Source organism: Streptomyces sp. JJ66, from assembly GCF_019303495.1.
Lineage (GTDB): Bacteria > Actinomycetota > Actinomycetes > Streptomycetales > Streptomycetaceae > Streptomyces.
In genome coordinates this window covers 1-14,563 of the sequence record NZ_JAEVFI010000006.1, presented here as the reverse complement: position 1 = coordinate 14,563, position 14,563 = coordinate 1, and the positions used below count along the sequence as shown (strand labels likewise).

The window sequence follows — 14,563 nt, the reverse complement described above, 5'->3', positions numbered from 1 at the left end:
CCTCGGGTCGGGTTGTGGATAACCGCTCCGCGCTGGTCAGGCGGGGCGGAGATTCGGGGTGCGGAGGGCGGCGCGGGCGCGGGCGGCACCGCGCTGGGCGAGGGCGCGCTGAGCCTCGCTGACGGGCGGCTCCGTGGGCTCCCCGGTGCGGCACGGGCGGCACCGGCCGGGCTCGGGCAACGGCGCGCAGCAGCTCGCGCACTCGTGCAGGCGGCGGGCGGGCCGTGGCGGTGCCGGGCGCTCCGGCATCTTGCGGCGCAGCCGGTTCGCCAGCAGCCCGAGCGCCGAGTGGACGTGGGTGGGCAGGCCGCTGGTGAGGGCGCAGCGCAGCGTGTCATCCCGGGCGCCGTTGGCCCGCCACTGCGTGACGAGCGGCGCCAGTTGGACGGCTTCGGCGGTGCCTAGGGAGAGCCGGGGTTCGGCCCGGCTGAGCGACAGCAGCAGGGTGACGGCCGGGCGCAGGCTGTCCGGCACGGACACCGGCGCCGCCGCTGCCCGGTCGCGCGCTGGTGGCGCCGAGCGTTCCGGCCGTTCCCGCCGCTTGCCGCGCGGACGGCCGCGCCGGTCGCGGGGGTCGCGGCGTGGATGTTCGCCCCGATCGTCGCGGGGCGGAGCGCTCGCGGCGGCGAACCGTTGTTCACTGCCCGGAGGTTCGCCACCCGGTGGGTCGTCGCTCGGCGGTGGGTCGCTCGCGCTCCGCTCGGCGGCGTGGGGGCTGGGGGTGGGTGGTTCTTGCCCCAAGGTCTTTACCCCCGTAGGGGGAGAGCCCGCAGCTCCGGGGGCCGGGGCACCGAAAGCCGGGTTTCCGGATGCGGGCGGCGCGGACGGCTCGGCCGCTGGGCAGTCCGACGCCGGGGGCTTGGCGGGCTTGGCGGGCGTCGGATCAGTGGCCGCCGGTTCCGCCAACGCCGTTGCTGCGAAAGCTGATTCTGCGGGCTGCGGTTCTGCGAGGGCCGGTGTCGCGGGAGCCAGCTCGGCCGGTGCTGGCTCTGCCTGCCGGGCGGGCTGCGGCCTCGGTTCCGGGCGCTCGGTGGAGTGCGGTTGCTCGGCGGGCTCATACGGCGTGTCGTGCAACTCGTAGTAGGTGTAAATCCGCCCGGTCACGGGGGCGTTGCACTGGACGCGGCGCAGGTAGCGGGCGTTCTCCAGCTCGTTGAGGGCGGAGGCGACGCGGTCGCGGCCCTCGAAGCGCAGGCCCGCCAGCTCCCGGATGTTCGTCTTCGCGCTCTCCGGCAGGCTCAGCAGGTAGGTGAGGAGCCCCAGGGCGCACCACGAGATGTGGTGATCGCGCAAGAGGGTGTTGGAGTAGGTGGAGAAGGCGCGGGCAGGCCGCATACGATGGATGCGCATGGGAAGGGTCGTCTTCCTGTGTCACGGCCCTCGGATGTTGGCGCATCGCGGGGGCCTTCTTCGTTTCCAGTTGTCTGAGCTGCGCTGAATCTACAACCCGATGTGACGAAAAGCGCAAGCGCGGAGAACCGGTCACCGGTCCGTCCCGGCCGTGGCGGGGTTCCCTGCCCCGGCATGCGACTGCCTCACCTGTGACCCGTCTGACCAGGTGAAACGCCGCAGGCGAACCGTTCCGAAAAATGCGGAACCCCTGATTCCGCCGTCATCGCATTTCACTCGTTGGGGTGAAGTATCCACCCGCAAAGCTGACGGAATGCAGAGGCCAAAGAATCACACAGCGTCCCCCTCTCCCCGTGCTACGGACCTACCACCCAGTGCACCCAACACCCCGCGACGAAGACGCCTCGTTGCTCGGCGTCCACCCACCACGGGCTGCCGCCGACCCCACCCAGGCCCACCTCGACGCCGACCATCCCGGCCCATCGCCCACCACCGCACCCTCACCCCGGTGAAGGTTCCTCGTCTCGGTATTGCCTGGACGCATGACAGCACCTCGGCGGCGGATTCCGTGTCCAGCACTCCGGTCACCATGGCGTTCGACTGCGGCGTAGGGCCGCACCCCTGCCCGGGCGCTGGGCGTGGCGCGGACCCGGTTCAGTCCTTCCGTGCGGTGACCAGGGCGAAGCCGAGGTATTCGCCTGCGTCTGCGGTGAGCATGTCGATCACCGGCTGGTGTGTTGCCTGACCGTGCGGCTGGTGCTCGGCGCACGCCTGTGTCCACAGCAGCCAGTCTCGCCAGCCCTCCTCCTGCATGCGCGCGGAGGTGACCGTCACCTGTTCCGTGATCTCCCAGTGGAAGCGCCACCACTCGGGGGTGTGCCAGGCGGCGGCTTCCCCGCCCACCACCTTCTTGATGTGCGCCGGGATCGCTCCGAGCTCGCGGACCTCACACGTCATGGCGGGCGTCGCGATGCCCAACTGGCCGCCGGGGCGGAGGAACTGCGCCAGGTACGGCACGTAACTGTCCGACGTGCCGAAATACTCGAACGCGTCGATGCTCACCACGGCATCAAAGCTCGCCTTGTCGAACGGCAGCACGTGGGCCTCCGCCCGCACCGCCTCCACCCGGTCCCCGACACCGGCTGCGGCGAAGACGGCCGACGCCTCCTCGGCGCTGATCCACCAGTCCGCCGCCACCACGTGGACGCCGTATTCCCGGGCCAGGAACACCGACGACGCGCCCTTCCCCGAACCGAGGTCGAGCACCCGCATGCCCGGGCGCAGGTCGAGATCCTGGGCGAGGTCTTCCAGCAGCCACAGGGGGTGCGGACCCATGTCCAGGTCCAGCAGCCAGGTCGGGTCGTAGCGGGCCGAACGGGGGTAGCGGTCGGGGCGTACGAGGCGGTTCACAGCGGTCACGGTCGCCGAGCCAACCGGGTGGTGGTGGTCTTTGGCAAGGCGATTTTCTGCGTGTGGTGAGGCCCGTCACAAGGGGGTGTTGTGACGGGCCTTGGGGTGGGTGTTACGCCTGGGTCGCGTGGGCGAGGAACGCCGTCCAGGTGTGCGGTGACAGGGCGAGGGTGGGGCCGTCCACACGCTTGCTGTCGCGCACGTGGATGGTGTGGGGGCAGGTCGCCACCTCGACGCATTCGCCACCGCCTCCACCACTGTGGCTGGACTTGCGCCAGTCGAGGGCGACTTCCACGCACTGGCCGCCACCTCCGTCGCTGTAGCTGGACTTGAACCAGATCAGCTCGCTGCTCAAAGCTCCTCCGCCAGGTCTCGGATCAGGCGCGCGGACGCTGCGGGCCGCAGCGCGTGTCCTCGGATGATTCCATAGCGGTGCGTGAGCGTGCTGACTTCGTCGTGGTCAGAGATGAGGTCGCCCCGCTCCTGGACTTCGGTGTAACCGAACATGCGATGCTTGGGCGTCTCCACGAGCGTCAGCGGGCCAGCCGCTCCTACGGGCTCCTCACAGTCCATGGGCATCACCTGGATGGTGACGTTGGGCAGCTTGCCGAGCTCCAGAAGGTGGAGCAGCTGCTCTCGGGTGGTCTCCTTTCCCCCGTACCTGTGGCTCAGTGCGGCTTGCTCAATGACGAAGCTCAGCACCGCTGGTGGGGTTCGGGTTAGTAGCGCTTGCCGGGCGATGCGCTCTGTAAGGAGTCGATCGATCTCGTCGGCTTCCCGATACGGGAGCCGCGTGTTGAATAGGGCAAGTGCGTAGCTCTCTGTCTGGAGCAGACCGTTGATGATGTGCGTGTCGTAGATGCACAGGCTGACGGCCTCAGCTTCAAGGCGGAAGAAACGGCCGAACCGGCGGGGATACTTCTCCTGGTCCAGTTCGTCCCCCATCACTGCCAGCACGCCGTGTGCGTTCAGTGCTACGTCGATCAGTTTCGCCGCCTCCGAGTCGGCGATGCGGTCGCCGCGTTCGAACGCGCCGATCATGGAGCCGGAGAACCCCGCCCGCTCGCCCAGCTCGTGGCGGGACAGGGAGCGGTGTTCGCGGAGGGTGCGGATCTGGTTGCCGAAACCCCGCAACAACGGGGTGGGGTCGGTGTGCTCGTCGTCGTTGGGGCCGGAAGACGTCATGCGCTTACCCTTCGTCACCACGAATGCGCTTTGTGACGGCCTGACTACTGGAAAGCGTACGCCAGTCGGCCCAACATCGTCCCCATGACCAGTGAAATCGTGAACCTGCCCTGGATTCCGGCCATCGGCACGCAACTGCGCAAGGCGGGCGTGTACTTCGACGCGATCCGGGTGCACGGGCGGCGTGGGGAGCGGGCGGCGCAGCAGCTCGTGGTGGAGGAAGGCGGCAATCCGGGGCCGATCGTCCGGGAGTTGGCGGGCGCGGGGTGGGTGTACTTCATCGTGCCGCCGGGCACCGTGGCACCGATGCGGTGGCCGAGTGAGGCGCAGAAGTTCAGCTCCGCTACGCGGAGTTCGGTGGCGTTCGTCGGCATCCCGGCGCTGGACGGGGACACCTGGCCGCTCGCGTGGCGCAACCCGCCGTCCCCGGAGCGCCAGTTCTGCGACGTGGCCCGGCTGAACACGATCGTCTGGGATCAGTCCCCGATGTGGCCGATCCTGGGGTGACGGGCCGCGCGGACGCCGGGTTACCGGTAGTCGTCGGGGTGGTCCTGCATCCAGGTGTTGATCTCGTCCCGGGTGCCGATCAGCAGGGTTTGGTGTTCTTTCAGGTTCTCGAAGGTGCGATCGCCGTCGAGTTCGGCATTGAGCTCGCTGATCAGGGCGATGGGCTCGGGGAAGTGGCCCGGGCCTTTCGGGTCCGCTTTCATGGCCCGGTCCAGGCGCATGAGTTCGTCGTAGACCCGGCCCAGGAAGTAAGCGCAGTTGCCGGGGGTGCAGGTGTCGTCCAGGGTCGCCTGAAGCCCGGCGAAGGCGTCGCGGACGGCTACGGGTTCGAGGGTGCCCGGGGCCGTGGTCGGCGTAACCTCCGGCGGGGTGGCCGCGCCCGCGCCTGCGTCCACGGTCGTGGTGGCCGGGACGCGGGTCTCCGGCTGGTCGGCGTCGGATGGCGTGCCGCACGAGACGCAGAGCGCGGCCAGGGCCACGGCGGCGAGGGTGGCCGCGCCCCGCGCTGAGGCTGCCTGGAACATGGGTCCCCCCGGGAAGTCGAGTCAGCCGACCCTACCCCGGCTGCTCGGCTCCGGGCGCGCGGGCTGGAGCCTGGCGAGGGAGCGTGGCTCCGGCCCGTGGGCTGCTGTGGGCAGGTGGCTTCTTGGGCAGCCCCTACGCGCCGGCCAGCACCTTGTCGAGGAACGTGTCGAGGTTCAGGCGGAGGCGCAGGACGCGTTCTTCCAGCGTCAGCGTCTCCTCGTAACGCGGGGCGAGGTCGGAGCGCTTCTTGCCCCGGACGTAGAGCGAGCAGGCGAGGTCGGCGCACAGGTAGGTGCCGACGGTGTTGCCCTCGCGGCCCGCCTTGCCCGCGCGGCGCGCGGCGAGCAGGCTCACACCGCTGCCGGGGTGCCCGGTGACGCACACGGAGCAGACGGTCGTCTGGGTGAAGCGGCGCCGTACGCCCTGCGGCACGCGCAGGGTGACGCCGATGACGCCTTCGCTGGTGGGCGCGACGAGGTAGCTGCGGTCGGGTGCGCCCGGGTCGCGCCAGCCGAGGAAGTCCAGGTCGGCCCAGGGCACGTCGGGCAGCGTCGGCAGGTTGATGCGGCGGGCCTCGCCCTTGGAGCAGTTGACGAACGCGGCGCGGATCGCGGCCTCGGCGAGCGGTTCCATGGTGCGTGAACCTAACAGCGGCCCCGGGGCGCGGTCGCGTGGTTTTCCGTGCGGGGATCGGCGGCGACACCCTCCTTCTGCGCGCGGTTCGCAGGCGCGTGGCCGCCGCCTGGCCTCTCGGCGCGCGGCCTCCGACGCCCGGCGACCGGCACGCGGCCCTCCGGCGCGGGGCCGGACGTCCGCACCGGCGCGGTGCGCGCTGCGTGTGGGGTGTTCGCCCTCGGCGGTATCGGGTCCGCTGGGGGCGAACCGGGGGGCGCGGAGCCGGGGGCTGTGCTGAGCTGGCGGTATGGACGTACTGGTGCTGGGCGGGACGGCGTGGGTGGGGCGGGAGTTGGCGCGGCGGGCGCTGGAGCGCGGGCACCGGGTGACATGCCTGGCGCGCGGCGAGAGCGGGCCCGTCGCGGAGGGGGCGCGGCTGGTGGCGGCCGACCGGGCGGACGCGTCGGCGTACGCGCCGCTGCTGGACCGGGAGTGGGATGCCGTCTTCGAGGTGTCCTGGCAGTTGGGGTTCGTGCGGGACGCCCTCGCGGCGCTGGGCGGACGGGCGCGGCACTGGGTGTACGTGTCGTCGAGCAATGTCTACGCGAAGCACGCGACGCTGGGTGCGGACGAGTCGGCGCCGCTGCTCGCGCCGACCGAGCTGCGCACGGTGGACCGCTCGCTGTATGGGGAGGCCAAGGTCGCCTGCGAGCAGGCTTCGGCGGCCGTTGTCGGGGACCGTCTGCTCATCGCCCGGGCCGGGCTCATCGGCGGCCCTGGCGACACCAGCGACCGCACCGGCGCCTGGGTGGCGCGTGCCGCCCGCGAGCCGCACGCGCCGATGCTGGCACCGGACACGCCGGAGCTGCCGACGCAGGTCGTGGACGTGCGCGACCTCACCGGCTGGCTGCTCGATACCGCGCGGGACGGGATCGTCGGGGCGTACGACGCGGTGGGGCCGGTCCTCCCGTTCGGTGAGTGGGTGGAGCTGTCCCGGTGGGTGGGCGGGCACACTGGGCCGGTCGTCGCCGTCGGGTCGGCGTGGTTGCGCGGGCAGGGGGTGGCGCCGTTCATGGGGGAGGAGTCACTGGCCCTGTGGCTGGACGAGAGGGGGTGGGAAGGGTTCATGGCGCGCCGGGGTGCCGCCGCGCGGGCGGCGGGGATGCGGCACCGTTCGCGCGCGGAGCTGGTCTCCGACACGCTGGACTGGGAGCGCGCCCAGGGCTTGCAGCGCGCGCGGCGGGCCGGGCTCAGCGCCGCCCGGGAACGGGAGTTGCTGGCCGCCCTCGGCTGAGCGCCGCCGCACGCGAGGGGTGCGGCGGCACGGGTGGTCCGCCCGCCCCGGCCAGGTGGGCGGGCGGACCGGATCATGGTGACGTGCCGCCAGCCGGTACGGGACACGTCAGCGGGTGGATGCTCCGGTGCGGTCAGGCGACGGCTTCGCGCCGGGGTGCCGCCGTGGGATAAGCGGCTGCTCAGGGCACTGTACTGAACGGTAACGACGGCCGCCCGCCCCGGCAAGTACGCGTGACCGCCCGTATGAACGGCGGGCGAACGAGGGTGGCTTGAGGTGACGCGGACGCGTGCGCCGCGCCCCGCCTCACAGCCAGCCGTTGCGGCGGAACGCGCGGTACAGCAGCAGGCTCGTGAGGACCATGAGCGCGATCGCGGCCGGGTAGCCCCAGGCCGTGTTCAGCTCCGGCATGTGCGTGAAGTTCATGCCGTAGACCCCGGCGATCATCGTCGGCGCGGCGATGATCGCGGCCCAGGAGGAGATCTTGCGCATGTCCTCGTTCTGCCAGATCCCGGCCTGGGTGCTGTGCGCGTCCAGCATCGAGTCCGTCAGCTCGTCGCACGAGGCCACCTCGGCGGCGACGCGCAGCACATGGTCGGCGACGTCGCGGAAGTACGGCGCCAGCTCCTCCGGGTAGCGGTGCTGGACGGGCGACACCAACTCCTGCGCCACCGGCACCAGCGGCCGGATCGCCCCCCGGAACTCCAGCACCTCGCGCTTGAGCGAATAGATCTGCTGGGTGAGGTCCACCCGCTCCGGGGTGAACACGGCCAGCTCCAGTTCCTCGATGTCCTCGCTGACCTGGTGCACGACCGTCCCGTAGGTGTCCACCACCGCGTCCGCCAGCGCGTACAGCAGGCCGTACGCGCCGTGCCGCAGCAGCTCGGGGTTGCGCTCGACGTGCGCGCACGCGGTCTGCGGCGCGCTGCTCGGGCCGTACTGCACGGTGATGAGCCAGCGCGGGTGGCAGAACAGCATCAGCTCACCGGTATCGATGGCGCTGGTCTCCTCGGTGTAGCGCAGGGTGCGCAGCACGAAGAACACCAGCTCCCCGTACCGCTCGCGCTTGGCCCGCTGGTGCGCGTGCAGGGCGTCCTCGACGGCGAGCGGCGGCAGGTCCAGCGCCTCGGCGACCGGCATGAGGTTGTCGGCGGAGGGTTCGTCCAGGTGAATCCAGGCCAGGCCGCCCTCGGGCAGGTCGCGCGCGTAGGCGAGTGCCTTGTCCGCGGGGACGCGGGTCAGGGCGGGGGCGCCTTCGGCCGCGTCGGGGAGCGAGAGGTAGCCCTCCATGACGTCCTTCCTGGTCGGCGGCCTGCGTGCTGAGGCTCATCTTCCCTCCAGCAGTGGAGATAGTCGCCCAAGCTTCTTTGCAAAGAATATTTGCAGAGGGCTCTTTGTGAACTAGTGCGACGGCATGACCGACGAGAAGGCGCCCCGGACGCCGCGGACCGACGCGTCGTGAGGGCGCCGCAGCGGGGTAGGCGGGGTTACCGGCGGGGGGTGACGCGGGCGCCGGCGCGCAGGAGGCTGGGGGTGAGGCGGGAGAGGGTGTGCAGGATGCGGGCCTCGGGCGTCACCGGGACGACGGCGCGGTTGCGGACGACGGCGTCCAGCACCGCGTCGGCCACCTTCTCCGGCGGGTAGTTGCGCCGCTGGTACCACCGGGTGGTGCTGGCGCGGCGGCGCTGTTCCTCCGCCGCGTCCACCCCGACAAAGCGGGATGTGGCGGTGATGTTGGTGGCGACGAAGCCGGGGCAGATAGCGGTGACACCGATGCCGCGCGCGGCCAGCTCCCCGCGCAGTGACTGGCTCAGCATCAGCACGGCCGCCTTGGAGGTGCTGTACGCGGGGAGCGCGCTGGAGGGCGAGTAGGCGGCGGCGGAAGCGGTGTTGACGATGTGGCCGCCCTGCCCTCGCTCGGCCATCTGGCGGCCGAAGAGGCGGCAGCCGTGGATGACGCCCCACAGGTTGACGTCGAGCACGCGCCGCCAGTCCTCGGGGGTGGTGTCGAGGAAGGCACCGGCCAGGCCGATACCCGCGTTGTTCACCAGCACGTCCACCACCCCGTACTCGGCGGCGACCTTCGCGGCGAGCTGTGCCATGGCCTGCTCGTCCGCCACATCGACCGTCTCCGCCCAGGACTGCGGGGCGCCACGCAGCCCGGCCGTCTTCGCGGTGGCCGCCGCGCCCTCGCCGTCCTGGTCCACCGCGATGACGCGGGCCCCGGCCTCGGCGAACCGCAGCGCCGTTGCCCGGCCGATGCCGCTGGCCGCGCCCGTCACCAGGACGAGTTGCCCGCCGAAGCGGTCCGCGTGCGCGCCCCGCGCCAGGGGTGGGCGCCCGGCCGGGTCCGGGGTGAGGGCTGTGCCCTCGTGGTCCTCGCGGTCCCCGTGCGCGGTGACGAACGAGCCGATCCACTCGGCCAGCTGGTCCGGGCGGGTGCGGGGTACCCAGTGCTTGGCGGGGAGCGTACGGCGCGTCAGCTCCGGTACCCACTGCTCCAGCTCGTCGTACAGGTGGGGGGAGAGGAACGCGTCACCCGTGGGGGTGATGAGCTGCACGGGTACGTGGGCGTAGGCGTCCGCGCGGGGACGACGCACGCGGGACCGCACGTTGTCCCGGTAGAGCCAGGCGCCGTGGGCGGCGTCGGTGGGCAGGGACGCGGTGGGGTAGCCGTCGTCCGGTGTGTGTTCCAGGCGGCGCATCAGCGCGGGCCAGCGCTGGCCCAGGGGGCCTTTCCACAGCAGTTCGGGCAGGGCGGGCGTCTGTAGTGCGTACACGTACCAGGACTTGGCGCCCTGGCGCAGGAGTTGCGCGGCCCGGCGCGGGGTCGGCCGGGTCGCGCGGCGCTTGATCCAGTGGCCGAAGTGGTCCAGCGACGGTCCGCTGATGGAGGTAAACGTGGCGATGCGGCCCTCGGCGCGGCGCACGGTGGCGAACTCCCAGCCCTGCACCGAGCCCCAGTCGTGCCCCACGAGGTGCACGGGGCGGCCGGGGCTCACGGCGTCGGCCACGGCGAGGAAGTCATCCGTCAGCTTCGCCAGGGTGAACCCGCCGCGCAGGGGGCTCGGCGCGCTGGACTGGCCGCATCCGCGCACGTCGTACAGCACCACGTGGAAGCGGTCGCGCAGCCGCTCGGCGACGCGGGACCACACCTCCTTGGAATCCGGGTAGCCGTGCAGCAGCACCAGCGTGGGCCGCCGTGGATCGCCGTACTCGACGACGCACAGGCGCACGCCCTCCGCCGTGCTCACCCAGCGCTCGCGGCCCTCAGCGGCCTCCTGCTGCGCCGTCTCCTGCTGTGCCGTCTCCCGCCCCGCCGTCTCCCGCCTCCCGGCCTGGCCGTCTTCCCGGCGGCCCCCTTCACCCGAACTCCCCGGGTGCCCCACGGCCCCCGTAGGCCCCTCGCTCGCCATGCCGCTCTCCTCCCGTCTGTGCCGACCCCCAGCACTGTGCCGACCCCACGGCTGTGCCGAGCCGCTGCCGTGCAGAGCCCGTTGCTGTGCTGGCCGCCTGCGCGGGGTCGTGCCCGGTGCCGGGAGGTGACCGTGCTGGACTCCTCGGCCCGCCCGCGCTGACTGAGATCAATGTGGCAACGGTCCGTGGCAGCGTCAAGGCGGTCTACCGGCCTGTGGATACCGAAGGTAACACCCTCGGAGGTCGCCGTCCCCTACGGGCATGTCCGACCTGAGGCGTAGCGGGAGCAGCCGCTCGGGAGGACGCGGGCGGCCCCCGGGTCCCACTAGCGTCAGCGAGGTGACAGTGATCGCGGCCGATGGCCTCAGCAAGCGGTATCCCCGGGTGACCGCGCTCGACCGGCTGACCGTGGACATCGCACCGGGCGTGACCGGCCTGGTGGGTGCCAACGGCGCCGGCAAATCCACCCTGATCAAGATCCTGCTCGGACTCGCCCCCGCCACCGAGGGCCATGCCCGCGTGCTCGGGCTCGACGTGCGCACCGAGGGCCTGGCCATCAGGGAGCGCGTCGGCTACATGCCCGAGCACGACTGCCTGCCACCCGACGTCTCCGCCACGGAGTTCGTCGTTCACATGGCGCGCATGTCCGGGCTGCCGCCCACCGCCGCGCGGGAGCGTACCGCCGACACGCTGCGGCACGTCGGGCTCTACGAGGAGCGCTACCGTCCGATGGGCGGCTACTCGACGGGCATGAAGCAGCGCGTCAAACTGGCGCAGGCCCTCGTGCACGACCCGCGACTGGTCTTCCTCGACGAACCCACCAACGGGCTCGACCCGGTGGGCCGGGACGAGATGCTGGGCCTCATCCGCCGCGTGCACACCGACTTCGGCATCTCGGTCCTGGTCACCTCGCACCTGCTCGGAGAGCTGGAGCGCACCTGTGACCACGTCGTCATCATCGACGGCGGCCGGCTGCTGCGCTCCTCCTCGACCGCCGACTTCACCCAGGTCACCGCCTCCCTGGCGGTGGAGGTCACCGACACCGACGCCCACCCGCAGGGAGGCGCCGCCCTGCGCGAACGGCTCCAGGCGGCCGGACTGACCGCCGAGTTCGCCGGAGCCGAGGGCGGCCTGCCCGGCGCCGGGCACCTGCTGCTGGTAGACGTCGCTGAGGAGGCCACGTACGACCTCGTCCGCGACGCGATCGCCGACCTCGGCCTGGGCCTGGTGCGCATGGAACAGCGCCGCCACAAGATCGCCGAAGTCTTCCAGCACCAGTCCGCCCAGCCGCAGCAGGGAGGCACCGGCCATGCAGCCTGAGCCCCGGCAGAACACCCAGCCCGCCGAGCCCACCCAGCCCGTCACACCCGCCCAGCCCGCCGTCCCGGGTGCTGCCTCGCCCGACGCCAGCATCCACAACATCGGCTACCGCGGCTACGACGGCCAGCGGCTCGGCCGCGGCTACGCCCGCCGCTCGCTGTTCGCGCAGTCGCTGCGCGGCGGTTACGGGCTCGGCCGGTCCGCGAAGTCCAAGGTCATGCCGATGATCCTCACCGCGATCATGTGCCTGCCCGCGCTGATCGTGGTCGCCGTCGCCGTGGCTACCTCCGAGATCACCCAGCAGCTCCCGATGGAATACCGCGAGTACGCCTCGTTCCTGGCGCCCGTCATCGGCCTGTACCTGGCGGCCATGGCGCCGCAGTCGGTCTCCCGCGACCTGCGCTTCGGTACCGTCCCGCTGTACTTCTCCCGCCCCGTCGAGCGCGTTGACTACGTGCTGGCGAAGTACGCGGGCATGGCGTCCGCGCTGTTCATCTTCACCGCGCTGCCGCTGCTGGTGCTCTACGCCGGCGCGCTGCTGGCCGAACTGGACTTCGCCGAGCAGACCAGCGGCTTCCTCCTCGGCCTGGTCTCCGTCGCCGTGCTGTCCCTGCTGTACGCGGGCATCGGCCTCCTCATCGCCGCGCTCACCCCGCGCCGTGGGTTCGGCGTCGCCGCGATCATCGCCGTGCTGACCATCTCCTACTTCGCGGTCACCACCGTGCAGACCATCGCCTACGAGCAGGGTGCGGCCGACGCGGTCAGCTGGCTGGGGCTCGCCTCGCCCACCAGCCTCGTCTCGGGCTTCGCCACCGCGTTCCTGGACGGTCCCTCCACCTTCCCCGGGAGCGTCACCCCCGGTGCCGGAACCGGTCTCGTCTACCTCCTCGTCATCCTCGGTCTCGTGGCGGGCTCCTACGCCGCCCTGATGGCCCGCTACCGGAAGGCCGGACTGTGAGCACGATCAGCATCTCCCACGTCTCGCGCTGGTACGGGAACGTCGTCGCAGTCAATGACGTGACCATGAACGTGGGACCCGGCGTCACCGGCCTGCTCGGCCCGAACGGGGCCGGGAAGTCCACCCTGATCGCCATGATGGGCGGCTTCCTGCCGCCCTCGGTGGGCACCGTCACCCTCGACGGGGCGCAGGTGTGGCGCAACGAGCAGGTGTACCGCGACATCGGCATCGTGCCGGAACGCGAGGCGATGTACGACTTCCTCACCGGCCGCGAGTTCGTCGTCGCCAACGCGGAACTGCACGGCCTGCCCGACCCCGGCGCCGCCGCTCAGCGGGCCCTGGCCACGGTGGACATGGAGTACGCCCAAGACCGGCGCGTCGATACCTACAGCAAGGGCATGCGGCAGCGCGTGAAGATGGCCTCCGCCCTGGTCCACGAGCCGTCGGTGCTGCTGCTGGACGAGCCGTTCAACGGCATGGACCCGCGCCAGCGCATGCAGCTGATGGAGCTGCTGCGCCGCATGGGCGCGGACGGCCGCACGGTGCTGTTCTCCTCGCACATCCTGGAGGAGGTCGAGCAGCTCGCCGCGCACATCGAGGTCATCGTCGCCGGACGGCACGCGGCCAGCGGCGACTTCCGGCGCATCCGCCGCCTGATGACGGACCGCCCGCACCGCTACCTGGTCCGCTCCAGCAACGACCGGGCACTGGCCGCCGCGCTCATCGCGGACGCTTCCACCGCGGCGATCGAACTGGACTGGACCGAACGCGCCTTGCGTATCCAGGCCATCGATTTCGCGCGCTTCACCCACGAACTGCCGCGCGTCGCCCGCGAGCACAACATCCGGCTCCTGACCGTCTCGCCCTCGGACGAGTCCCTGGAGTCCGTCTTCTCCTACCTCGTCTCGGCCTGACCAAGGAGCCCGCGCTATGTACGACCCCACCGTCGCCCGGCTCACCTACCGGGCGCTCCTGGGCCGCCGCCGGGCGCTGATGCTCTCGGCGCTGCCCGCGCTGCTGCTGGTCATCGCGATCGCCGTGCGACTGCTGGGCGCTGCCGACGACGCGGTGGCCGTCAACCTGCTCAGCGGCTTCGCGCTGGCCACCATGGTGCCGCTCATCGGCGTCATCGCCGGGACGGGCGCGATCGGACCGGAGATCGACGACGGCTCGATCGTCTACCTGCTGTCCAAGCCGGTGAAGCGGCCCACCATCATCGTGACCAAGCTGGTGGTAGCCGTCGCGGTCACGATGGTTTTCTCCGCGCTGCCGATCCTGGTGGCCGGGTTCATCCTGGTGGGCGGCAGCCAGCAGATCGCGATCGCCTTCGCTATCGCGGCCGTCGTCGCCTCCATCGCCTACAGCGCGCTGTTCCTGCTGCTGGGCACGGTCACCCGGCACGCCGTCATCTTCGGGCTGGTGTACGCGCTGCTGTGGGAGGCGCTGGTGGGCAACTTCATCGCCGGGGCCCGCACGCTCAGCGTCCAGCAGTGGGGGGTGGCGGTGGCCGAGCGGGTGGCGGGCAGCGGTGTGGACGTCGTCTCCGAGGTGGGCCTGACGCCTGCGGCCGTGCTGCTGACCGTGGTGACCGTGGCGGGTACCTGGTACGCGGGCCAGCGGCTGAAGATGATGGCCATGACCGGTGAGCAGTGAGCACCGGCACCTGTCCGGCCGGTGTTTCACGTGAAACAGTGACGCTCGGTAGGGCTGAAGCCCGGAGAGCTGTGCCCTGAATCGGCGTCAGCTCCGTTGGGTGTACCTTCCGTGACGCGTCGAGCACGTGCGGCGTTATACGCGGCGTACGTGCTCGACCAGCGTTGGGAAGTACGCCGATGACCACTCTGCCCACGTCCACCGAACCGCGTCCCCCGCACCCGGGCGCCCGAGCGGTCACGGGGGCCGCGCTGGCCGCCGCGCTCGCCCTGACCGCCGCCCCGGCCGCCGCCGCCCTGACCGCCGCCCCGGCCGCCGCCGCCCTGACC

14 protein-coding genes are annotated in these 14,563 nt (G+C 71.6%); 6 read left to right on the top strand and 8 right to left on the bottom strand.

Annotated features, from left to right (window positions below; all coding sequences use genetic code 11):
• Positions 1 to 36: 36 nt before the first annotated feature.
• The 4 genes from JJV70_RS06170 to JJV70_RS06155 all read right to left on the bottom strand — a co-directional run bounded on the left by JJV70_RS06170 (position 37) and on the right by JJV70_RS06155 (position 3,945).
• Positions 37 to 1,350 carry a hypothetical protein gene (locus JJV70_RS06170; RefSeq protein WP_219046710.1) on the bottom strand — a complete coding sequence of 438 codons (1,314 nt, stop codon included), beginning with the start codon at positions 1,348 to 1,350 and terminating at the stop codon, positions 37 to 39.
• 654 nt (positions 1,351 to 2,004) lie between these two features.
• Positions 2,005 to 2,760 (bottom strand): methyltransferase domain-containing protein, encoded by a 756-nt coding sequence (locus JJV70_RS06165; protein ID WP_308294697.1) that lies wholly within the window; start codon positions 2,758 to 2,760, stop codon positions 2,005 to 2,007.
• Positions 2,761 to 2,872: 112 nt separating this feature from the next.
• Complete coding sequence (locus tag JJV70_RS06160; protein ID WP_219046708.1) at positions 2,873 to 3,115, bottom strand: DUF397 domain-containing protein; 243 nt, start codon at positions 3,113 to 3,115, stop codon at positions 2,873 to 2,875.
• Entirely contained in the window at positions 3,112 to 3,945 is an 834-nt protein-coding gene (locus JJV70_RS06155; protein WP_219046707.1) for a helix-turn-helix transcriptional regulator, read from the bottom strand. The genes JJV70_RS06160 and JJV70_RS06155 overlap by 4 nt, the downstream gene beginning before the upstream one ends.
• 84 nt (positions 3,946 to 4,029) lie before the next feature.
• Here JJV70_RS06155 and JJV70_RS06150 point away from each other — a divergent pair, with 84 nt between their 5' ends.
• Positions 4,030 to 4,452: a hypothetical protein gene (locus JJV70_RS06150; protein WP_219046706.1), complete on the top strand. Its 423-nt coding sequence runs from the start codon at positions 4,030 to 4,032 to the stop codon at positions 4,450 to 4,452.
• Positions 4,453 to 4,472: 20 nt separating this feature from the next.
• On the opposite strand, the gene JJV70_RS06145 is transcribed toward JJV70_RS06150, so the two are convergent.
• Together JJV70_RS06145 and JJV70_RS06140 are read right to left on the bottom strand one after the other, a co-directional pair.
• Positions 4,473 to 4,976: a hypothetical protein gene (locus JJV70_RS06145; RefSeq protein ID WP_219046705.1), complete on the bottom strand. Its 504-nt coding sequence runs from the start codon at positions 4,974 to 4,976 to the stop codon at positions 4,473 to 4,475.
• A gap of 133 nt (positions 4,977 to 5,109) precedes the next feature.
• Entirely contained in the window at positions 5,110 to 5,610 is a 501-nt protein-coding gene (locus JJV70_RS06140; RefSeq protein WP_219046704.1) for an FBP domain-containing protein, read from the bottom strand.
• 289 nt (positions 5,611 to 5,899) lie between these two features.
• On the opposite strand from JJV70_RS06140, the gene JJV70_RS06135 reads away from it, so the two are divergent.
• Positions 5,900 to 6,886 (top strand): NAD-dependent epimerase/dehydratase family protein, encoded by a 987-nt coding sequence (locus tag JJV70_RS06135; protein ID WP_219046703.1) that lies wholly within the window; start codon positions 5,900 to 5,902, stop codon positions 6,884 to 6,886.
• 306 nt (positions 6,887 to 7,192) lie between these two features.
• On the opposite strand, the gene JJV70_RS06130 is transcribed toward JJV70_RS06135, so the two are convergent.
• Complete coding sequence (locus JJV70_RS06130) at positions 7,193 to 8,176, bottom strand: magnesium and cobalt transport protein CorA (RefSeq protein WP_219046702.1); 984 nt, start codon at positions 8,174 to 8,176, stop codon at positions 7,193 to 7,195.
• A gap of 197 nt (positions 8,177 to 8,373) precedes the next feature.
• Positions 8,374 to 10,302, bottom strand: a complete 1,929-nt coding sequence (locus tag JJV70_RS06125; RefSeq protein WP_219046701.1) for an SDR family oxidoreductase — start codon at positions 10,300 to 10,302, stop codon at positions 8,374 to 8,376.
• Positions 10,303 to 10,648: 346 nt separating this feature from the next.
• On the opposite strand from JJV70_RS06125, the gene JJV70_RS06120 reads away from it, so the two are divergent.
• Genes JJV70_RS06120 through JJV70_RS06105 form a run of 4 tightly spaced genes read left to right on the top strand, consistent with a single transcriptional unit; the run spans position 10,649 to position 14,234 of the window.
• On the top strand, positions 10,649 to 11,623 hold the full coding sequence (locus tag JJV70_RS06120) for an ABC transporter ATP-binding protein (protein WP_308294707.1): 975 nt from the start codon (positions 10,649 to 10,651) through the stop codon (positions 11,621 to 11,623).
• On the top strand, positions 11,613 to 12,581 hold the full coding sequence (locus JJV70_RS06115) for an ABC transporter permease (protein ID WP_219046699.1): 969 nt from the start codon (positions 11,613 to 11,615) through the stop codon (positions 12,579 to 12,581). The genes JJV70_RS06120 and JJV70_RS06115 overlap by 11 nt, the downstream gene beginning before the upstream one ends.
• Positions 12,578 to 13,495, top strand: coding sequence for an ABC transporter ATP-binding protein (locus tag JJV70_RS06110; RefSeq protein ID WP_219046698.1), 918 nt, complete (start codon positions 12,578 to 12,580; stop codon positions 13,493 to 13,495). Before JJV70_RS06115 ends, JJV70_RS06110 begins: the two co-directional genes overlap by 4 nt.
• 16 nt (positions 13,496 to 13,511) lie before the next feature.
• On the top strand, positions 13,512 to 14,234 hold the full coding sequence (locus tag JJV70_RS06105) for an ABC transporter permease subunit (RefSeq protein WP_219046697.1): 723 nt from the start codon (positions 13,512 to 13,514) through the stop codon (positions 14,232 to 14,234).
• Positions 14,235 to 14,563: the final 329 nt, after the last annotated feature.